We start from the raw sequence: 18,138 nt of genomic DNA, 5'->3' as shown, positions 1-18,138 counted from the left end.
GAGGAACCGGGAGGCGCCCGCCCGGCGTCTGACAGCCCGGAACGGTCGGACGCCGCAGGCACGGCGCGGCAGTGGACGAGAGGTGTCGATGACGGGGAGAAGGACCGCGGGCGCGCGCGACGACGCGCCGCTGTGGCGGGACGAGCGGAACGAGCGGGACGAGCAGGACGAGCAGGACCGGACGGACGCACGGAACCGGCGAGACGCCCAGGGCCCCCGGCCGGACGGGCGGGCCGGGGGCGGCACCGGGAGCGCCCGGCCCGGCCACCCCGTCCCCGCACAGCGCGGCCCGCACCGGGACGAGCGGCGCACCCCCGGCCCCGACGGCGGCCCCGACGGCCGACCGGCCCGGCGGGCCGCCCGCGGCGGAGCCGCCCGGGAGGCCGCCCGCGGCCCGGAGTCGAACCGGATGCCCGCCGTCCTGCCCGCACTCGGACTGCCGGTGCTCGGCGCGCTCGCCGACGAACTGCTCACCCCCGGCCTCGGCCCGGTGTACGCCGGGTGCGCCGTCCTGGGAGCGGTCCTGGCCGCCCTGGTGAGCAGCCGGGCCGGCTGGTGGTGGGTGGTCAGCGGCGCGCCCGTGGTGACCCTGGCCACCGCCTGCGGCGCCGACTACCTGGCCCGCGGCGACGAGTACCACGGCGCCGGACTGGGCACCGAGGGCCTCAAGCTGGTCAGCGCCCAGTTCCCGTGGATGCTCGCCGCCCTCGCCGCCGCCCTGCTGGCCGTCGGCCTGCGCAAACTCCGCGCCCGGAGGTCCCGCCGTGACTGAACGCCGCACCCCGCGCCGGGTCGTCCGCCGCCGCCCCGCCCCCGGGGTGATCGCCGGACGCGCCCTCGCCTGCGGCCTCTCGCTGACCGTCCTGGGCATCAGCGGCTTCGCCTGGTACACCACCGAGCAGCTCAACGGCGTCAACCGCTCGCACGCCCTCGACCAGGCCAAGAAGAACGCGCCCCCGCACCTCGACTCCTCCGTCAACATCCTGCTGATCGGCCTGGACAGCCGGAAGGACATGGACGGCAACGACCTCCCCAAGGAGTTCGTCCAGGACGAACTGCACGCGGGCTCCAGCGAGATCGGCGGGTACAACACCAACTCGCTGATCCTGCTGCACATCCCGCCCAGCGGGAAGGCCCAGGCGGTGTCCGTCCCGCGCGACGACTGGGTGCAGACGTACAACGCGGACGGCACCGAGGGCAAGATGCACAAGGTCAAGGAGGCGTACGGCTACGCCAAGGACGCCGCCGAGGAGAAGCTCCGGGCCAAGGGCCTCAAGGGCGCCGAACTGGAGCAGCAGAGCCGCGAGGCCGGGCGCTCCGCCACCATCCAGACCGTGCAGAAGCTCCTCGACGTCCCGATCGACCACTTCGCCGAGGTCAACCTGATCGGCTTCTACGACATCGCCAAGGCGCTCGAACCGATCCCGGTCTGCCTCAACAAGGCCGTCGACGACCCGATCGTCTCCCGGGTCACCGACAGCAAGGGCAACGTGATCAAGCCCGGCGGCGGCACCGGACTGAAACTCCCGGCCGGCGTCAGCCAGTTGAACGCCGCCGACGCGCTGTCCTTCGTCCGGCAGCGGCACAACCTCACCAACGGCGACCTCGACCGCACCCACCGGCAGCAGGCGTTCATCGCCTCCGTCGAGTACAAGCTCAAGCAGCAGGGCGTGATCGGCGACCTCGGCAAGATGCAGGACCTGCTGAACGTGGTCAAGAAGGACGTGGTGATAGACGACCAGTGGCAGATCCTCGACTTCGCCCAGCAGGCGCCCAACCTGACCGGCGGCAACGTCGAGTTCAACACCCTGCCGATCGACAAGTTCGCCACCATCGGCGGCCAGGAGGTCAACCAGGTCGACCCGGTCAAGCTCCGCCGGATCGTCAAGCAGCTGTTCGGCCAGCCGCTCGACGCCGACCCGGCCCCCGCCGGTACGACCGGACCCAGCCCCAGCCCCAGCGAGGCGCCCGCCGCCGACGCCACCGTCGACGTGCTCAACGGCTCGTCGGTGACCGGCGCCGCCGGGGACGAGTCCAAGGCCCTGACCGCCCTCGGCTACCGGGCCGGGAAGACCGGCACCGCCGACACCCACCCCAAGGCCACCACCGTCAAGTACGGCACCGGCGCCCAGGACGCCGCCCGGCAGATCGCCGCCCGCTACGGGGCCACCGCCACCGCCTCCACCGCGATCGCCCCCGGCCACGTCCAGGTCCTGCTCGGCACCGGCTACACCCCCGTCACCGCCACCCCCGGCGCCGACGGCGGCACCGGCCAGCCCGCCCCCACCGCCACCCTGCAGATGCAGGGCCCGCCGGTGAAGGCCGGCGGCGTCCCCTGCGTCGACTGAGCCGGGCCCGCGACCGTCCTCCGCACCGGCTCCCGTCCCCGCCGCCGGGCCCCGCCCGCTACCAGGGCGTGGCGGCCTTCACCAACAGCAGCAGCGCGACCGCCGCGTTCAGCGCCGAGACCGCCGAGACCGCCGTCCCCGCCGCCGCCACCATCGCGGCCAGCCCCGCCGGAGAAGCCGGCGGCGGCCAGGACTCGCCCAGCGCCGGACTCAGCAGCGCCGTCACCCGGCGCGGCACCGGACCCGGCGACGCGAACGCGGCGAAGGACGGGGCCGGACCACTGCCCCGGGTCACCAGCGCCGCCCGGGCCACCGCCCGCGCCGTCAACCGCCGGTCGCCCACCGAACCCGCCGCCTCCTCGTCCGCCCAGCGCTCCGTCGCGTACCCCACCGCCTTCTGCAGCGGCCGCAGGAACGGGTTCACGCAACTCGCCAACTGCGCCGCCAACAGGAAGCGGTGGTGCCGGTTCGCCAGGTGCGAACGCTCGTGCGCCAGCAGCGCCCGCTGCTCGTCCGCGTCCAGGCTGTCCATCATCGCCGTCGACACCACCACCCGCCCCGGCACGCCCGGCACCGCGTACGCGTACGGCTCCGGGTCCGGCAGCACCGCCAGGTCCGAATCCAGCGGCATCGGCGCCAGCACCCGCTGCGCCCGGGCCCGGATCCGCAGGTGCCGGCGCAGCGAACGCGAACACGCCGTCAGCACCGTCACCAGACCCACCACCGCCGTCGTGCCCACCGCCTCGTGGAACGGCACCGCCGTCCGGATCTCCGGGTCCGACCAGCTGTCCGGCAGCGGGTTGCCCGGGATCTGCGCGGTGCCCACCACGAACAGCAGACCCAGCGCCAGCGTGCTGCACACCGCCATCGTCACGCCGATCCAGGACAGCAGCCGCACCGCGTTGCGCGGATGCAGGTGGTGCTCGGCCAGCCGCGCGATCGGCAGCGAGGTCAACGGCAGCACCAGCGGGAGGAAGACGAAGAAGCCCATCGCTCAGCGCCCGTCGTTCCGGCCCCCGGCACCGGGGGAGGGCTCCGCCGCGTTCAGCAGCGCCCGCAGCACCTGCTCGTCCTCCGGCGTCAGCGCCGTCACGAACGAGGCCAGCACCGCGTCCCGGTCCGGCTCGGTGTCCAGCAGCCGCCGCATCCGGCGGGCCGTCAGCCCCGCCGCGTCCGCCGCCGCCGACCACACGTACGCCCGGCCCGCCCGGCTGCGCACCACCGCCTGCTTCGCCAGCAGCCGCGACAGGATCGTCATCACCGTGGTGTACGCCAACTCGCCGCCCAACTGCTCCTGCACCCAGGACGCCGTCACCGGCCCCGGCGCCCGGTGCAGCACCGACAGCACCTCGGTCGCCAACTCGCCCTGCCCGCGCCGCCGGGGACGCCCGCCCTCGCCGCCCTCGCCGTGCCCCGGGTCGACACCCGCCAACTCCATGGGAGACTCCCTCCGGCACGGCCGCCCCGCGCCCGACTCGGACAGTTCGACCCTCATCCTAGGCCCTGCCCCCGGACCTCCCCGCTGGTCGCGGGCCTCCCCGCCCCCCGGCGGGGAGGCGGCGACCAGCAGCCGTTCGACGGCGGCGGTGTGCCGCTCCTTCACCCGTTAGGGTGTGCCGAACCATCCGCAAGATCAGATACCGCCCCGTGGAGAGCACGTGTCGCACCGCCGCGCCCGCGAATCGTCCGGACGCCGTCCCCAGGGCCGCCGCGCCGTCCTGCTCTCCGCCGCCGCCGTCCTGGTGATCGGCGCCGGCGCCGCCGCCCTCGCCGCCGGCGGCGGGGACGACCACCCCGCCTCCGCCGCACCCGCCGCCACCGCCGACGGCGCCACCGCCACGCCCGAACCCGCGCCCGGCGAGAGCACCGGAGCCTCCGCCTCGCCCAGCGCCTCCGCGTCCGCCTCGGCGTCCGGGTCCGCGTCCGCGTCCGCCTCCGCGTCGGCCTCCGCCTCCGGCAGCGCCTCCGCCCCGGCACCGGCCACCGCGTCCGCCTCCGCCGCCGGGTCGAGCCCGGCGGCCAAGGGCGCCGCCACCCCGCCCGCCGCGCCCGTCGCCAAGCCCGGCACCGCGCCCGCGACCTTCACCGGCCTGGCCTTCGACACCTGCACCGCACCCGCCCTCGCCACCATGAACGCCTGGCGGGGCGCCAGCCCCTACGGCGCCGCCGCCGTCTACATCGGCGGCAAGAACCGCGGCTGCGCCCAGCCCCAACTCACCGCCGGCTGGGTCAAGTCCGTCAGCAGCAGCGGCTGGAAGCTCGTCCCGCTGTACGTCGGCGCCCAGCCCCCGTGCCAGACCGGCAACAGCCCCGAGAAGCTCACCGCCGACACCGCCGTCCCGCTCGGCACCACCGACGGCAACGACGCCGTCGCCAAGGCCGCCGCCCTCGGCATGCGCCCCGGCAGCACCCTCTACCTCGACGTCGAGGCGTACAACACCGCCGACACCTCCTGCGCCGACGCCGTCCTCGCCTACGTCCGGTCCTGGAACCGGGCCGTGCACGGCTCCGGCTACTGGGCCGGGTTCTACGGCTTCTCCTCCTCCAGCGCCGCGGGCATCGCCAAGGCCGCCGGGGAGAACACCCCCGACCTGCCCGACGCCATGTGGTACGCCAAGTACGACGGCGCCGCCGACACCACCGGCAGCTTCCCCTTCGCCGCGGGCCTGTGGAGCGGGCACCGCCGCGCCCACCAGTACCAGGTCAACCAGAAGGAGACGTACGGCGGCGCCACCGTCACCGTCGACCGCAACGCCTGGGACGCCCCGGTCGCGATCGTCGGCTGAGCCCGGCGGGGCCCGCCGCCCGCCCCGAGCCCGCCCGCCCCGAGCCCGCCCGCCGACCGCCGGTTCCGTCCGTTCACCCGGGGGACACCGGGCGAACGGCCGGGCGTGGGCGGCGGTTCGGACCCGGCTGGCAGGGTGCGGCGGTCGACCGGGACGGACCCGGCCGACCTCCCCGAGAGGCTCCCCACCGTGAAGCGCACCGCTGCCCTCGCCGCAGCCCTGGCCACCGCCCTGGCCGCCACCCTCGCGACCGCCGGCACCGCCGCCGCCCAGGGCGCCGCCCGGGCCGACTCCTACGGCACCAAGACCCCGTACGCCCCGCAGCAGGACCTCCGCCGCTACCAGCCCGTCCCCGCCGGCTACGTGCCGGTGTTCACCGAGAACGTCGCCCGGCACGGATCGCGCGCGATGAGCGACAGCGAGGACGGCGACGCCGTGCTCGCCCTGCTCGACCAGGCCGAGCAGGCCGGCGGCCTGACCGGCCTCGGCGCCCAACTCGCCCCGCAGGTACGGGCGCTGCTCGACGCCGGCGCCTCGATCGGCTACGGCAACCTGTCCGCCCGGGGCGCCGACGAGCAGCGGCGGACCGCCCTGCGGATGGAACAGCGGCTGCCCGGCCTGTTCGACGCCATCGCCGCCCAGGGCGCCCCGATCGTGGTCGAGACCTCCGGCGTCGCCCGGGCCACCGCCAGCGCCGACGCCTTCACCGCCGGACTGGTCGAGGGCGAACCCGCCCTGGCCGGCTCCGTCGGGGCCCCGATCACCGACAAGAACCTGCTCTACTTCCACAAGCAGCCGCAGAACGCCGCCTACCAGGCGTACGTCGCGAACGACCCGCAGCTCGCCGCCGCCCTCGCCGCCGTCGACGCCGACCCGCGCACCGCCGAGGCCGCCCGGCACACCGTCGGGCGCCTGTTCACCGCCGCCTTCGCCGCCACCCTCACCGCCGAGCGGCAGACCGCCTTCGCCCGCTCGCTGTACGCGCTCTACAGCGCCGCGCCCGACCTGTCCGTCGAAGCCCGCGGCACCGACCTGGACCGGTTCCTGACGCCCCCCGACGCCCAGTGGTTCGGCTACCTCGACGACGCCGAGGAGTTCTACCAGAAGGGCCCCGGCTTCACCGGGCGCACCATCACCTACGAGATGGCGGGCGTCCTGCTCGACGACCTGTTCGCCCAGGTCGAGCACAAGGCCGCCGGCACCAGCAGCGCCGGCGCCGTGCTGCGCTTCACCCACGCCGAGGAGATCGAGCCGCTGGCCGCCCTGCTCGGCCTGCCCGGCAGCACCCGGCAGGCCGACCCGGCGCACCCCTACAGCTACGCCGACAACCCGTGGCGCGGCGCCGAGGTGGCGCCGATGGCCGCCAACCTCCAGTGGGACCTGTACCGGACCGCCGCCGACGCCGCGGGCAGGCCCGGCTACCTGGTGCGGATGTTCTACAACGAGAAGGAGACCGCCTTCAAGGACGCCTGCCACCCGATCGCCAAGGGCTCCTCCTTCTACGACCTGGACGAACTGGAGCGCTGCTTCGGCCGGAGCTGACCCCGCCACCGGAACGGGGGCCGGGGCGGCCCACGGGGACGGCCGTTCGGTGCGCGTAAGGTGGAACCGGCTGGTGCCCGTCGGCAGGACCGGCAGGTGACGCGGCGTCGGCACCGCCGTACGGCTGAGCACTGACGGAAGGACGACCTGCGCCATGGCAGTTGACATCCGGGTGGAGCCCCTGGGCGACCGCGAGTACCTGGTCCGGGTCGAGGACGGCCCGGTCGGGGCCGAGACGCGGATCCGGGTCACCGACGGGGTGCTCGAACGGCCCGGCCTGGCCGGCGGCGACGAACGGCGCATCGTGCACGAGACGGTGGCGTTCCTGATCGAGCGCCAGCCCGTCATCGACATCCCGCCGATGATCGACCTGGACGACCTGGCCGACGCGTACGGGGACGCCTTCCCGGAGGAACTGGCCCGCCGGCTCGCCCGGGCGTAGCGGCCGAAACGCCCGGGCGCGGCACCCGTGCGCCCGGGCCGTTCGTGGGCAGGACGAACGGGGTGTCACCGATCGGGCCCGGCGTCGTTGTCCTGACGTGCAGGTTCGAGAGGCGTTGCGGCGCGCAGCGGGTTGCCGGGTACCAAGTGAAGAATCGTTTCTCCGCTGTGCGGGGCGGGAGACGAACGGCGGTGGGGCCAGGTGAACCCGGACCAGGAACCCGCCCCGCCCGCCGTCCCCCCGCAACGCTGCACCACCACCCGGCCCACCGTGCACCTGGTCGTCGAAGTGGTCGTCACCCCCGGACTCCACGTCCCGGTCGCCGCCCGCCTGCGCTACCGCGCCGACGAGCCCTACACCGTCCACCTCGACAACCACGTCGACCTCCCCCACCCGGTCACCTGGGCCCTCTCCCGCGACGTCCTGCTCGCCGGACTCACCCGACCCGCCGGACTCGGCGACATGTCCGTCACCCCCGGCCACGGCCCCGACCACGGCCACGTCCTGCTCGCCCTGCACGGAGAGGAGACCAGCGCCCTGCTGCGCCTGCCCGCCCCCGCCCTGCGCGACTTCCTGCGCCGCACCGAATGCGTGGTCCCGGTCGGCTGCGAACGCGACCACGTCGACCTCGACGCACTCGTCCGACGGCTCCTCGACGACCACGACGACCACGACGAGGAGGGGTGACCCACCGTCGACCCCGCCCCCGCCCCTACCGCTGCTCCCGTCCCTACCGCTGTTCCCGCCCCTGCTCCCGGAGCCGCAGCGCCGCGTCCAGTTCGTCGAACAGCGCGGTCGGCGCGGAACGCCCGTGCCGGGCCGCGATCACCGGCCACAGCCGGCGGCCCAGCTCCAGCGCACCCCGCAGCGCCCCCAGCAGACCCGGCGCCGACGCCGCCGAGGTCGCCGCCCGCAGCCCCGCCACCGTCCCGGCCGACAGCTCCCGCTCGGCGCCCCGCGACGGGGTCAGCCAGTGCTCCACCGCCCCCTCCGCCAACCGCGCCATCCACAGCAGGTGCCGCTGCGCGTGCCCCAGCGCGTCCCAGGCCCGCAACTCCTCGCCCCGGGCCGTCAGGTGGAACGCCAGCACCAGCCAGTTCGCGAACGGATCGCAGTACTCCGCGATGATCCGGGGCTGCTCCACCGGCGGAACGTACCGCAACGGCAGCCCCGCCAGCACCGGCCGCAGCGCCCCCCTGCGGTCCACCAGCACCATCCGCTCGACCTCCGCGCCCCGGGCCGGCCACTTCGCCACCTCCGCGATCCCCTCCACCGTCGCGAAGTGGAACTCCCCGCGCACCAGCCCCGGGAAGAACGCCACGTACGAGCCGAACTCGTTCAACAGGCCGTAACTCAGCGGCGCGATCCGCGAGCACCACCCGTGCGGATCGACCTCGGCCAGCCGGGCCTCGGTGAAGAACAGCCAGAACTCGATGTCGCTGTGCTCGTCCGCCTCCCCGGCCGCGAACGACCCGTACATCAGCGCGGCGTCCAACTCCCGGTCCGCCTCGCACACTTCACGGACCCGCCCGATCAACTCCTGCTGGAACAACATCCTCCCACCCAAGCACCGGCCGCCCCCGCCCGGCAACGCGATATCCCACCCTCCGGGTGGTCCGGACGGACTGGTCGACCGCCTGCACGCCAGGGCCCGCACCGACGCCCGGCCCTCCGTCGCCCACCGCCTGCGCCACCTGTTCGGCCCGGCGGCCTGCCCGGACTGCGACACCGCCTTCCGGATCGCCGACCGGGTCGCGGCGTACTCGACGTACTGAACGCGCTCGACGTACTGAACGCGCCGCACGTGCCGCACGCGCGGCCCCGCGCCGGGCGGGGCTTCAGGCCGGGAGGGCGGCGCGGAGCAGGTCGCGGGACGGGGCGTCGAAGGCGACCAGGCGGACCAGGGTGACGTCGGTCGGGGTGGTGGTCAGGGTGTCGACGGCGATCCGGGCGGCGAGGTCGGGCGGGAAGCCGTACACGCCGGTGGCGATGGCGGGGAAGGCCAGGCTGCTGACACCGAGCCGGTCGGCGACGGCCAGGCAGCGGCGGTAACAGGACGCCAAGGTCCGGGCCTCGCCGTACCCGCCGCCGTCCCAGACCGGGCCGACGGTGTGGATCACGTGCCGGACGGGCGGGAACAGGTCGAACGCCGGGGTCGCCACCGCGTCCCCCGGTTCGCACGGGGCCAGCGCCCCGCCCGCCTCGGCCAGCCGGGGCCCGGCCGCCCGGTGGATCGCCCCGTCCACCCCGCCCCCGCCCAGCAGCGACTCGTTCGCGGCGGTGACGACCGCCTCGGTGTCCTGCTCGGTGATGTCGCCCAGGACGACCTCGATGCGCGCTCCCATGCCCCCACTCTCCCGCAGCCCGGCCCGGGAGGGTCCGCCGATCGCTGTGGGCGGACGGCGGACGGCGGAGGGACCGGGTGCCGGGGCCGGGAAGGGGCGGGCCCCGGCCCCGGCGGGTGTCAGCAGGGGATGACGGTGTCGATCCGCGCCGGGTGGGGGCCCAGCGGGTAGGAGGACACCGAGAAGCCGCCCCGGACGGGGACGTCGCAGGGGACGGTGCCGATGAGGTCGCCGACCTGCTGGGCGGAGCCGGTGAACAGGACGTACTGGCTGACCGTGCCGGCGGGGGCGGTCCCGGTCAGGCTGACGGTGACGTCCTTGCGGTACGGCAGCGGGGTGCCGGGGGAGGGCGGGCCGGCCAGGCCGAGGGTGCCGTACAGCCGGACCTGGTCGCCGGTCCGGTCCGCGCAGATCTGCGTGGCCAGTCCGCCCTGGAGGACGGACGGGCTGCACGCGGTGGTGGTCCGCGGGGTGTCGGAGGTGGTTGCCGCCGCCGGGACGGTGAGGGCCGCCGACAGGGCTGCCGCACCGGCCAGAACGGCCAGGGGCTTGGTCATGAGGGTTCTCCCGTTGCTACGCCAGCCGGGGCCGTCCCGGCTATGCAATGTCATATTGCATCATAAGTGGGGGCGGAAGGTGGCCGAACGGCTACGGAACGGAGTACTCCGTCCAACGAGAAGGTCCCGCCCGGCCCGGCCCGGATCGAAGCGGATTGCGTGATTTGCGCGGGTCCGGGGCCCTCCCGCACGCTCTAGGCATGACCTCACCCGTGTACCGGGGCCCCGCCCTGCTGCTGGCCGACGGACTGGAGATCCCGGTCCAGGCCGAACTCACCGGCAACGTCCCGGAGGTGGGCCTGCCCGGCTGGACCGGCATGCTGGAGAGCGGCGACACCAGGTTCAGCGCCGGCGCCGTCCGTTTCGGCCGACTGCGGCTGCCCGGCGGCTGGGAGGGCGGCTTCGCGGTGATGCGCCGCCTGCTCGGGGTCTCCACCGTCTGGGTGCGCGGCAACGACGTCGAGGCGTCCCCCGCGGACTGGCCGGACGCGACGCCGGAGCAGCCCGACGCGGCACGGGTCCGGCCGGACGCGGTGCGGACCCGGCCGGATGCGGTGCGGGCCCGGCCGGGCGCCGAGGGGGAGCGTCCCGCGACGGGCTGAACCCGGCTCGTCGGGTGGGAGACATCCATCAATTGTCGATGATCAAACAGTTGATGATCCTCGCCCCGACGGACGTCAATCAATTGATCAGTCAGTCACCGCCCGGTCGTCCGCGTGCGCGCCGAACTCCGCCGAGCGGATCTCGGCGATCTGCTCGTGCCGGGCGATCCGGTCGGTCCAGGCGGTGTCGACGCCGAAGGCGGTGCCCGCGAAACCGAGCCGCCCGATCGCCTGCGGCACCTCGGGGTCGCCCGGTGCCAGCAGCCGCACCGGCTCGCCGAGGGCCGTGGTGTACGGCGGGACGAAGTACTCGGGCGGCAGCACCGTGCGGGTGTGCACCAGGGCGGCGACCGCGACCACCGAGCCGGTGCCCACCACCGCCTCCTGCAGCACGCTGACCGAGGTGGCCAGGTAGCAGGCGCGCTCCACGGTGCAGCCCAACAGGGTCGCGTGCGGGCCGACGAACACGTGGTCGCCGACCAGCACCGGCTGGTCGGCGGCGACCGCGGAGGCGCGCAGGACGGCGTTCTCGCACACCACCGCCGCCTCGCCGACCTCGATCCGCGAGCCCTCCGCGTCCAGCACCGCGCCGTACATCACCCGGGCTCGCGGACCGATCCGGACGTCGCCGACCAGGGTGGCCGTCGGCGCGACGTAGGCGGTGGGGTGGACCCGGGGGACGGCGCCGCGGTGCTCGAACCGTCGGCCCTGCGCGTGTGTGGTCATGGGCGCGATCATCGCGCACCGCCGACCGGCCGGCTGGCGGGAATCGGACACGCTGTGCGGGCCGCCGCACCGGCGCGCCGCCCACCGTCCGCGCCCCGGGCGTTGCGGGAGCGAGGCCGTGAGCGGGTGCCGGGGCGAGGTCGGAGCGGGCGCGGCTGCGGCGGCAGCTGACGCGTCGTCCGAACACGTGGACGGCCGGCCGGTGGGGCCGGGCAAAGCTTGAGCGTGGTCCGAGGGCGAACCGGTGTCGCGGACGGGGGTCGGCGCGCTACGGTCTGTGGTCTGGAGGTGGCCGATGGCGGAGCAGCAGACTTGCCCGGGCTGCGGCGGGGCGCGCGGGACGGAGAAGACGGAACACACGGTGGAGACCGATCCGCAGGGGAGACAGCAGCCGGTGCGGCGCAGCTACTGGTCGCCCTGCACGGTCTGCGGCGGCTCGGGGGTGGTGCAGCGATGAGACTGCTCTTCGTCTGCCAGACCTGCGGCTGCCACTACCTGGTGCCGGTGGGCCTGGACTACCCCGACGGCGGCCGGGCCAGCGCGGTCTGGTGCTCGACCTGCCAGCACGCCGCCGCCGAACGCGGCGCCACCGAACCCGCCGAACTCGCCGCCGTCGCCGTGCTGCTGGCCGTCCGCGCGCTCAAGGCCGCCCTCGCCGCGCGGTCCGCCCCCGCCGACGGCGCGCCGGTGACCAGGCCCGACCGCCGCCCCAGCCGCCCCGCGATCAGCTCCCGGGGCCGCACCCACCCGGCCGCGGCCCGGACCAGACTGGCCTGAGCGGCCAGGCCCGCGCCGAGTCGTGCGGCCGCGCCGAGTCGTGCGGCCCGCGCTGACTCGTCAGGCCCGTCCGAACGGGCGGGCCGCCAAGCGGAATCCGGCCGTCAGTTTGCTTGCTGGGCAATTCGGCTGGCGCGGTGTCAGTCCGACGGGAGGTCAGTCGGACGAGGCGGTCGGTCCGTCCGGCCGGGGCGATCGGGGGAGGGGCGGCGGACCGTGCGCGGGCCGAGCGGCTCCGCGCCCAGGGCGGCGACGCGTCCGCGCAATTCGCGGTCGGCCGTCACCACCAGCAGTCGGCGGTCCGGCGCGGACGCGGCCTCCGCCGCCACCAGTTCCACGATCCGGTCGTCGCCGCTGCCCGGCGCGGACACCACCCGCACCCCCGGGACCCCGGCCACGTCGCGCGCCGCGCCCTCCACCACCAGCACCACCGCCAGCGGCCCCGGCACCCCGGGGACCCCGTCCGCCGCCGTCTCCACCAGCGCGTCACGCAGCCGCTCGGCCGCGCCCGGCCGGTCCCGCCACCACCCGTCCGGGACGGAGCCGACCACGTTGGCCCCGTCCACGACCAGCAGCGGGAGTGATGCCCCCGGGGGCGCTTCCGGTGGTGCCACGGGTCGGCCGTGCCGTTCCGGGGACTGCTGCGAGTGCTGCTGCTCCACGTCTCGTTCCACGGCCGTCAGCCTGCCACGGGAAGCCGGGGGAGCGGGGGACGAGTACGGGGTGGGTACGGGGGTCGGGGCGGGGGCCGGAGCGGGAAATCGCGAAGGCGGGGAATTGCGGAGACGGGGAAAAGGCCGGGTAAAGGCCGAATACGGACCTTGGTGCGGACCAAGCTTCGGAGGGCGGTATTGTCTCTGCGGCAAACTCGCACGTGCATTCGTTTCCGATCGGACCCCCCATGAACCACGGCACCATGGCCCACCTCAACGGCTTTCAGTACGGGTGGGTGAACCCCGTGGTGGCGTACCTCATCGCCTGCGCGGGGGCCGCCATCGGCCTGCGCTGCACCGCCCGGGCCATGACCCTGAAGCCGCAGAAGCGCTTCGGCTGGCTGGCGTTGGCCGCCGGGGCGTTCGGGTGCGGCATCTGGTCCATGCACTTCATCGCGATGCTCGGCTTCATGGTCGACTCCTCCAGCCTGGTCTACGACATCCCGCTCACCCTGCTCAGCCTGCTGGTGGCCGTCGTCGTGGTCGGCCTCGGCATCGGCGTCGTCGGCTACCGGGGCAAGAGCACCGGCACCCTGCTGCTCAGCGGCCTGCTCACCGGCTGCGGCGTCGCCGTCATGCACTACCTCGGCATGGCCGCGATGCAGGTCGAGGGCAAGGTCTCCTACGACAGCCTGCTGGTCGTCGCCTCGGTGCTCATCGCCATCGCCGCCGCCACCGCGGCGCTGTGGATGACGCTCAACGTCAAGGGCCTGCCCTCCGCGCTCGGCGCCGCGATGATCGCCGGTGTCGCGGTGGTCGCCATGCACTACACCGCGATGGCCGCCGTCACCGTCGACCTCGACGGCCGCCCCCTCGGCGGCGGCACGCCCGCCTCGCAGTTCATCCTCCCGCTCGCCGTCGGCATCATGGTCGTCCTCGCCGTCGCGGGCATCGCGATCGCCCTCTCCCCGCAGGACCCGGAGCCGGGCGAGCGCCCCGCGGTCGAACCGATCCGGGTCGACCTGTTCGGGCAGGACCGCCACTGACCGCACCGCGCTCCGCACCCCGCACCACCACCGGCAGGGCCCCGGAACGGACGGACGACCGTCCCCGGGGCCCTGCCCGTGCGTCAGGGCCCGACCGGCGACCGGCGACCGGCGACCGGTGACCGGCTGACGACCGACCGGCGACCGGCCGGACCGGCCTGCGGTGGCCGGAGCGCCCCGCCCATCGTCGGCGCCCCAACGTGACGGGCCGGGACGGCAGTTCGGCGTCCAGTCGGGTGCCCCCGTTCCGGCGGGCGGTGCGCGGGGCGGGGGATGGCCGGATCCGACAGAACGGTGTCATTGCGGACGCCGTCCGGGGCGGCCGAGGATGGGGGCATGCCCAGCAACCGCCGCGTGGTGATCGCGGTCTTCCCGGACGTCGACCTGCTCGACGTCACCGGCCCGGCCGAGGTGTTCGCCCTGGCCGGGCGGGAGAGCGGCGGCCGGGCCGGGTACCGGGTGGAACTGGCCGGCCCGGCGGAGGGGCTGGTCCGCACTTCGGCCGGGGTCCGGCTGGCGGTCGACCTGACGTTCGAGCAGGTCACCGGGGCCGTCGACACCCTGCTGGTGCCGGGCGCGGTCGAGCCAGGAGCGGACGGGGCGGGTCCCCGGGCGCGGATCGACCGGGAGGTGGTCGCCTGGGTGGAACGGCTCGCGCCGTCCGCCCGGCGGGTCGCCTCGGTCTGCGTCGGCGCGCACCTGCTGGCCGCCGCGGGGCTGCTCGACGGCCGGCGCGCCACTACCCACTGGTCGACGGCGGCCCAACTCGCCGCCGACCACCCGGAGGTGACGGTCGACCCGGATCCGATCTTCGTCCGATCCGGCAGGATCTGGACCGGCGCCGGGATCAGCGCCTGCATGGACCTCGCCCTGGCCCTGGTCGCCGAGGACCACGGTGAGGAACTGGCGATGTCCGTCGCCCGGCACCTGGTGATGTACCTCAAGCGGCAGGGCGGCCAGAGCCAGTTCTCCGTCCCGCTCAGCACCCCGCCCACCGCCCGCCGGGACATCGACGACCTGCGCCTGCACATCGCCGAACACCCGGACGCCGACCTCTCCGCGGCCGCGCTGGCGGCCCGGATGTGCCTCAGCGAACGCCACTTCGCCCGGGTGTTCCGGCAGGAGACGGGTACCACCCCGGCGGCGTACGTCGAAGCGGTGCGACTGGAAGCCGCCCGGCGCCTCCTGGAGGGCACCGACCGGCCGCTCGAACAGGTCGCCGCCGCCAGCGGCCTCGGCTCCGTCGAGACCCTGCACCGCACGCTGCGCCGCCGCCTCGGCACGACACCGGCCGCGTACCGCAAGCGCTTCCGGGTGACCGGCGGCCCGTAGGCGGCAAGCCGCGCACCCCTGATTCCGCCTTCCGGCACCATGACGAGGAGATGAGTGACATGAGCACGCAAGAAGTGTCCAGCACGCTGCGCACCGTGATCGGCCTGGACGGCACGCCGCCTCGGCTCGCGGAGTCGACGCTGGTGCTGATCGACTACCAGAACACCTACCGCGAGGGCGTCATGGCCCTGGAGGGCGCCGAGGAGGCGCTCGCGGCCGGGGCCCGGCTGCTGGCGGCCGCCCGGGCGGTCGGCGCGCCGGTGGTGCACGTGGTCAACGACGGCGGGCCGGGGACGCCGTACGACGTCCGGGCCGAGATCGGGGCGATCAGCCCGCAGGTCGCGCCGGTGGCCGGGGAACCGGTGGTGGTGAAGACCTTCCCGGACGCGTTCCACGGGACCGACCTGGCGAAGGTGCTGGCCGACGCGGACGGGGAAGGGCCGCGCCGCGACCTGGTGCTGGCCGGGTTCATGACGCACATGTGCGTGGCCTTCACCGCCCAGGGCGCGTTCCGCGAGGGCCGGCGGCCCGCGGTGGTCGCCGAGGCGTGCGCGACCCGCGCCCTGCCCGGGCCGGACGGCCGGGTCGTACCGGCGGCGCACCTGCACGCCGCGGCGCTGGCGACCGTCGGGGACCTGTACGGGACGGTGCTGGCCGAGGTCGCCGACCTCACCGCGCCGGTCGGGCCCACCGCGCTCGCCGGGGACCGTCCGACCGGATGACCGTCCGACGGACGGCCGCGCGGTCGAGCAGTCGTGCGGTCGAGTGGTTGAGCAGTCGAGTGGACGAGCTGTGGAGCGTGCGTGTCGGTGGCCACGGCTATCGTCCTCCCGAGCCGGTCCGGCGGTTGTCACGTGCGAGGGGGAAGCGATGGGCGAAGCAGGAGACGTGCGGGAGGCGTGGGCCCGGGTGACCGGGTGGCTCGAACGGAACGACCCCGCGGTCTTCGCCGCCCTCGGCGGTCCGGGCAGCCGGGAGGCCCTCGACCGGGCCGAACTGCGGATGGGCCTGGAGCTCCCGGCGCAGCTGCGGCAGTGGCTCCTGCTGAACGACGTGGATGCCGACGGGCGCACCGATCGCCGGGCCGGCCGGGTGCGGCGGGGGTGCCCGCTGCCCGGCCTGGGCGGGCACCTCCTGCTCGGCCTGGCGGACATCCAGCGGGTCTACCTCGGCAAGACCGACCCGGAGCGGAGCACGCCCGCCACGGACCCCGACCGCCCGGTCTGGCGTCGGGAGTGGCTGCCCGTCGTCGCCGAGTGCGACGCCCTCCACGGGACGTTCCTGAACACGGCCGACGGGACGGTCGGGACGTGGGGCGAGGCGGACGGGCCGTTGGAGGGGGAGTACGCCTCGCTGGCCGCCTTCTTCCACCGGACGGCGGACCTGCTGGAAGGAGTCAGCACCGGGGACTGGAGCGGCCCCGGTGCCCGCGCCCGGCGCGCCCCGCGCCAGGCACTCCGCCCGGACCCCGAGGGGGTGCGCCGATGGGCCCTGGGCCTGGAGCGGCCGGAACCGAGCCGGTCCGCCGGCGAGCCGGAGCCGTTCGAACCGGACGATCTCCCGACTCCGGGCACCAGCCGAGTGGTCATTCGTCTGACCGGCTCCAGGCTCGGCGGACCCGGCGGACCCAGCGGGATCAGCGGCTGAGGGACAGCCGCCCGGCGCCGTAGTGCCGCTGGGCGTAGGCGGCCGCGGTGGTGGCCGCGCCGAGGGTGAGCCAGCCGAGCGGGCCGGTGGCCAGGACGGCGCCGGTGAGCAGCAGCGGGCCGGCGGCCTTCTCGGTGGAGTGGGCCATGCCCGCGACGCCGAGGTACTCGGGGCGGGCCCGCTCGGGGGCGAGGGCCACCGACAGCTCCCAGGAGACCACCGAGCGGACCAGTTCGGCCAGCGTCACCAGCACCGCGGCGAGCAGCAGCAGCGCGGAGGCGGCCGGCACCCCCGTCCGGTGGGCCAGCGCCGCCGCCGCGCAGCAGCCGAGGATCGCGAACCCGTACAGCGGGACCACCCGGACCGCCTGGCGCGGGGTGCGCACCAGCGCGGAGACCCGCAGTTGGGCGAGCACCACGACGACGGTGTTGATCGCCAGGAAGGCCGGGATCAGGGCGTGCGGGGCGCGGGTGGAGTGGATCAGCCACAGCGGCAGGCCCACGTTGAGGATCGCGTCGTCGATGGTGAGCACCGCGTCCAGGGCGACGAAGCGCAGGTAGCCGGCGTCCCGCCAGGGGTTGGGCCGGGGCTCGCGGTCCGGGGCGGCCGGTTGCTCGGCGGACCCGGCCCGGCGCGGCTCGTGCAGGGAGGCGACCAGCGCGCCCGCGACCAGGAAGGAGAGCACGTCGGCGACCACCAGTGTCCGGTACGCGGCCGCGGTGCCCACCGCCAGGCCGATCGCGGCCAGGCCGGCGCCCGCCGCGTACCCGGCGTTCATCGCGGTGCGCGACAGCGCCCGGTAGGCCGACTGCCGCTCGCCCGCCACCTCGGTGGCGTACAGGATCTCCATCGAGCGGGCCGCCCGGTCGCCCAGCGTGGCCAGCCCCACCACCGGCAGCAGCGCCGCGAACGAGGAGCACGCCAGCACCGCCGCCAGCGCCGCCACCCGCAGCAGGTGGCACCCGATCAGCACCCGCCGGGCCCCGTGCGCGGCGGCCAGCCGCCCCGCGAGCGGGGTGCCGGCGATGCCCGCCACCGAGGACAGGCCCAGCAGCAGGCCGATCTGGGCGGCCGTCAGCCGGCTCAGCTCGGTGAAGTACAGCACGCAGACCGCCGACCAGACCCCGGTCCCGGTGCGGTCGACGAACAGCGTCAGCAGCATCGTCCGCCCGTCCCGCCCGCCCGGTGGCCGGCGCAGCTGGGCCACCAGTCCTTCGCTCCGCGCTCGCTCGCCCATGGTGCTCCCCGTTCTCCGCAGCGGGCCGTTCGTCCGTGCGGGGAGCAACTCTGCCCGAGAAGTCTCTCGATATCAAGATGCTTGATGTCGAGACGATT

21 protein-coding genes are annotated in these 18,138 nt (G+C 75.3%); 13 read left to right on the top strand and 8 right to left on the bottom strand.

Annotated elements, in window-relative coordinates; all coding sequences use genetic code 11:
* Positions 1-88: 88 nt before the first annotated feature.
* Positions 89-772: a DUF6542 domain-containing protein gene (locus tag ABD345_RS14320; RefSeq protein WP_344552419.1), complete on the top strand. Its 684-nt coding sequence runs from the start codon at positions 89-91 to the stop codon at positions 770-772.
* A complete protein-coding gene (locus tag ABD345_RS14315; RefSeq protein ID WP_344552418.1) occupies positions 765-2,348 on the top strand; it encodes an LCP family protein in 1,584 nt (527 codons plus the stop codon). Before ABD345_RS14320 ends, ABD345_RS14315 begins: the two co-directional genes overlap by 8 nt.
* A 58-nt stretch (positions 2,349-2,406) precedes the next feature.
* Here the strand turns inward: ABD345_RS14315 and ABD345_RS14310 are convergent, their stop codons facing one another.
* The gene (locus tag ABD345_RS14310) at positions 2,407-3,339 is read right to left on the bottom strand and encodes a M56 family metallopeptidase (protein WP_344552416.1); all 933 of its coding nucleotides are present in this window, start codon (positions 3,337-3,339) and stop codon (positions 2,407-2,409) included.
* Positions 3,340-3,342: 3 nt separating this feature from the next.
* Positions 3,343-3,786: a BlaI/MecI/CopY family transcriptional regulator gene (locus ABD345_RS14305; protein WP_344552415.1), complete on the bottom strand. Its 444-nt coding sequence runs from the start codon at positions 3,784-3,786 to the stop codon at positions 3,343-3,345.
* 220 nt (positions 3,787-4,006) lie between these two features.
* Here ABD345_RS14305 and ABD345_RS40290 point away from each other — a divergent pair, with 220 nt between their 5' ends.
* The 4 genes from ABD345_RS40290 to ABD345_RS14285 all read left to right on the top strand — a co-directional run bounded on the left by ABD345_RS40290 (position 4,007) and on the right by ABD345_RS14285 (position 7,805).
* Complete coding sequence (locus ABD345_RS40290) at positions 4,007-5,134, top strand: glycoside hydrolase domain-containing protein (protein WP_380271642.1); 1,128 nt, start codon at positions 4,007-4,009, stop codon at positions 5,132-5,134.
* A 189-nt stretch (positions 5,135-5,323) separates the two neighbouring features.
* Positions 5,324-6,676, top strand: coding sequence for a histidine-type phosphatase (locus ABD345_RS14295; RefSeq protein WP_344552414.1), 1,353 nt, complete (start codon positions 5,324-5,326; stop codon positions 6,674-6,676).
* Positions 6,677-6,830: 154 nt separating this feature from the next.
* Entirely contained in the window at positions 6,831-7,118 is a 288-nt protein-coding gene (locus ABD345_RS14290; protein WP_344552413.1) for a hypothetical protein, read from the top strand.
* 201 nt (positions 7,119-7,319) lie between these two features.
* Positions 7,320-7,805 carry an SsgA family sporulation/cell division regulator gene (locus ABD345_RS14285; RefSeq protein ID WP_344552412.1) on the top strand — a complete coding sequence of 162 codons (486 nt, stop codon included), beginning with the start codon at positions 7,320-7,322 and terminating at the stop codon, positions 7,803-7,805.
* Positions 7,806-7,848: 43 nt separating this feature from the next.
* Here ABD345_RS14285 and ABD345_RS14280 read toward each other — a convergent pair whose 3' ends face one another.
* A complete protein-coding gene (locus tag ABD345_RS14280; RefSeq protein WP_344552411.1) occupies positions 7,849-8,598 on the bottom strand; it encodes a hypothetical protein in 750 nt (249 codons plus the stop codon).
* Between ABD345_RS14280 and ABD345_RS14275 the strand changes: the two genes are divergently transcribed.
* Positions 8,552-8,893 (top strand): hypothetical protein, encoded by a 342-nt coding sequence (locus ABD345_RS14275; protein WP_344552410.1) that lies wholly within the window; start codon positions 8,552-8,554, stop codon positions 8,891-8,893. The two genes, ABD345_RS14280 and ABD345_RS14275, sit on opposite strands and share 47 nt — an antisense overlap.
* Positions 8,894-8,956: 63 nt before the next feature.
* Here ABD345_RS14275 and ABD345_RS14270 read toward each other — a convergent pair whose 3' ends face one another.
* Positions 8,957-9,463, bottom strand: a complete 507-nt coding sequence (locus ABD345_RS14270) for a macro domain-containing protein (protein WP_344552408.1) — start codon at positions 9,461-9,463, stop codon at positions 8,957-8,959.
* Between the two features lie 119 nt (positions 9,464-9,582).
* Entirely contained in the window at positions 9,583-10,020 is a 438-nt protein-coding gene (locus ABD345_RS14265) for a hypothetical protein (protein WP_344552407.1), read from the bottom strand.
* 200 nt (positions 10,021-10,220) lie between these two features.
* On the opposite strand from ABD345_RS14265, the gene ABD345_RS14260 reads away from it, so the two are divergent.
* A complete protein-coding gene (locus ABD345_RS14260) occupies positions 10,221-10,622 on the top strand; it encodes a hypothetical protein (protein WP_344552406.1) in 402 nt (133 codons plus the stop codon).
* 87 nt (positions 10,623-10,709) lie between these two features.
* On the opposite strand, the gene ABD345_RS14255 is transcribed toward ABD345_RS14260, so the two are convergent.
* Positions 10,710-11,348, bottom strand: a complete 639-nt coding sequence (locus tag ABD345_RS14255; protein WP_344552405.1) for a gamma carbonic anhydrase family protein — start codon at positions 11,346-11,348, stop codon at positions 10,710-10,712.
* A 453-nt stretch (positions 11,349-11,801) separates the two neighbouring features.
* On the opposite strand from ABD345_RS14255, the gene ABD345_RS14250 reads away from it, so the two are divergent.
* The gene (locus tag ABD345_RS14250; protein WP_344552404.1) at positions 11,802-12,125 is read left to right on the top strand and encodes a hypothetical protein; all 324 of its coding nucleotides are present in this window, start codon (positions 11,802-11,804) and stop codon (positions 12,123-12,125) included.
* 140 nt (positions 12,126-12,265) lie between these two features.
* Here the strand turns inward: ABD345_RS14250 and ABD345_RS14245 are convergent, their stop codons facing one another.
* Entirely contained in the window at positions 12,266-12,739 is a 474-nt protein-coding gene (locus tag ABD345_RS14245) for a PIN domain-containing protein (protein WP_344552454.1), read from the bottom strand.
* 287 nt (positions 12,740-13,026) lie between these two features.
* On the opposite strand from ABD345_RS14245, the gene ABD345_RS14240 reads away from it, so the two are divergent.
* The 4 genes from ABD345_RS14240 (at position 13,027) to ABD345_RS14225 (ending at position 16,803) form a co-directional block, all read left to right on the top strand.
* A complete protein-coding gene (locus ABD345_RS14240; RefSeq protein ID WP_344552402.1) occupies positions 13,027-13,824 on the top strand; it encodes an MHYT domain-containing protein in 798 nt (265 codons plus the stop codon).
* Between the two features lie 336 nt (positions 13,825-14,160).
* Positions 14,161-15,156 (top strand): GlxA family transcriptional regulator, encoded by a 996-nt coding sequence (locus tag ABD345_RS14235; protein WP_344552401.1) that lies wholly within the window; start codon positions 14,161-14,163, stop codon positions 15,154-15,156.
* A 59-nt stretch (positions 15,157-15,215) separates the two neighbouring features.
* Positions 15,216-15,878, top strand: a complete 663-nt coding sequence (locus ABD345_RS14230) for an isochorismatase family protein (RefSeq protein WP_344552400.1) — start codon at positions 15,216-15,218, stop codon at positions 15,876-15,878.
* Positions 15,879-16,026: 148 nt separating this feature from the next.
* Complete coding sequence (locus tag ABD345_RS14225; protein WP_344552399.1) at positions 16,027-16,803, top strand: SMI1/KNR4 family protein; 777 nt, start codon at positions 16,027-16,029, stop codon at positions 16,801-16,803.
* On the opposite strand, the gene ABD345_RS14220 is transcribed toward ABD345_RS14225, so the two are convergent.
* Entirely contained in the window at positions 16,793-18,040 is a 1,248-nt protein-coding gene (locus ABD345_RS14220) for an MFS transporter (RefSeq protein ID WP_344552398.1), read from the bottom strand. The two genes, ABD345_RS14225 and ABD345_RS14220, sit on opposite strands and share 11 nt — an antisense overlap.
* Between the last annotated feature and the right edge of the window lie 98 nt (positions 18,041-18,138).

The sequence above is a fragment of the Kitasatospora saccharophila genome (genome assembly GCF_039529925.1).
GTDB lineage: Bacteria > Actinomycetota > Actinomycetes > Streptomycetales > Streptomycetaceae > Kitasatospora > Kitasatospora saccharophila.
The sequence above is the reverse complement of the archived record's forward strand: the minus strand, read 5'-3'. Positions and strand labels throughout refer to the sequence as shown.

Excerpts from the sequence above, each read along its gene's own strand:
- ABD345_RS14230 (WP_344552400.1), top strand. The coding sequence starts at position 15,216 with ATGAGCACGCAAGAAGTGTCCAGCACGCTGCGCACCGTGATCGGCCTG.
- ABD345_RS14305 (WP_344552415.1), bottom strand. The coding sequence starts at position 3,786 with ATGGAGTTGGCGGGTGTCGACCCGGGGCACGGCGAGGGCGGCGAGGGC.
- ABD345_RS14225 (WP_344552399.1), top strand. The coding sequence starts at position 16,027 with ATGGGCGAAGCAGGAGACGTGCGGGAGGCGTGGGCCCGGGTGACCGGG.
- ABD345_RS14250 (WP_344552404.1), top strand. The coding sequence starts at position 11,802 with ATGAGACTGCTCTTCGTCTGCCAGACCTGCGGCTGCCACTACCTGGTG.
- ABD345_RS14290 (WP_344552413.1), top strand. The coding sequence starts at position 6,831 with ATGGCAGTTGACATCCGGGTGGAGCCCCTGGGCGACCGCGAGTACCTG.
- ABD345_RS14235 (WP_344552401.1), top strand. The coding sequence starts at position 14,161 with ATGCCCAGCAACCGCCGCGTGGTGATCGCGGTCTTCCCGGACGTCGAC.
- ABD345_RS14260 (WP_344552406.1), top strand. The coding sequence starts at position 10,221 with ATGACCTCACCCGTGTACCGGGGCCCCGCCCTGCTGCTGGCCGACGGA.
- ABD345_RS14240 (WP_344552402.1), top strand. The coding sequence starts at position 13,027 with ATGAACCACGGCACCATGGCCCACCTCAACGGCTTTCAGTACGGGTGG.
- ABD345_RS14320 (WP_344552419.1), top strand. The coding sequence starts at position 89 with ATGACGGGGAGAAGGACCGCGGGCGCGCGCGACGACGCGCCGCTGTGG.
- ABD345_RS14280 (WP_344552411.1), bottom strand. The coding sequence starts at position 8,598 with ATGTACGGGTCGTTCGCGGCCGGGGAGGCGGACGAGCACAGCGACATC.
- ABD345_RS14310 (WP_344552416.1), bottom strand. The coding sequence starts at position 3,339 with ATGGGCTTCTTCGTCTTCCTCCCGCTGGTGCTGCCGTTGACCTCGCTG.
- ABD345_RS14275 (WP_344552410.1), top strand. The coding sequence starts at position 8,552 with ATGTCGCTGTGCTCGTCCGCCTCCCCGGCCGCGAACGACCCGTACATC.
- ABD345_RS14255 (WP_344552405.1), bottom strand. The coding sequence starts at position 11,348 with ATGACCACACACGCGCAGGGCCGACGGTTCGAGCACCGCGGCGCCGTC.
- ABD345_RS14265 (WP_344552407.1), bottom strand. The coding sequence starts at position 10,020 with ATGACCAAGCCCCTGGCCGTTCTGGCCGGTGCGGCAGCCCTGTCGGCG.
- ABD345_RS14220 (WP_344552398.1), bottom strand. The coding sequence starts at position 18,040 with ATGGGCGAGCGAGCGCGGAGCGAAGGACTGGTGGCCCAGCTGCGCCGG.
- ABD345_RS14270 (WP_344552408.1), bottom strand. The coding sequence starts at position 9,463 with ATGGGAGCGCGCATCGAGGTCGTCCTGGGCGACATCACCGAGCAGGAC.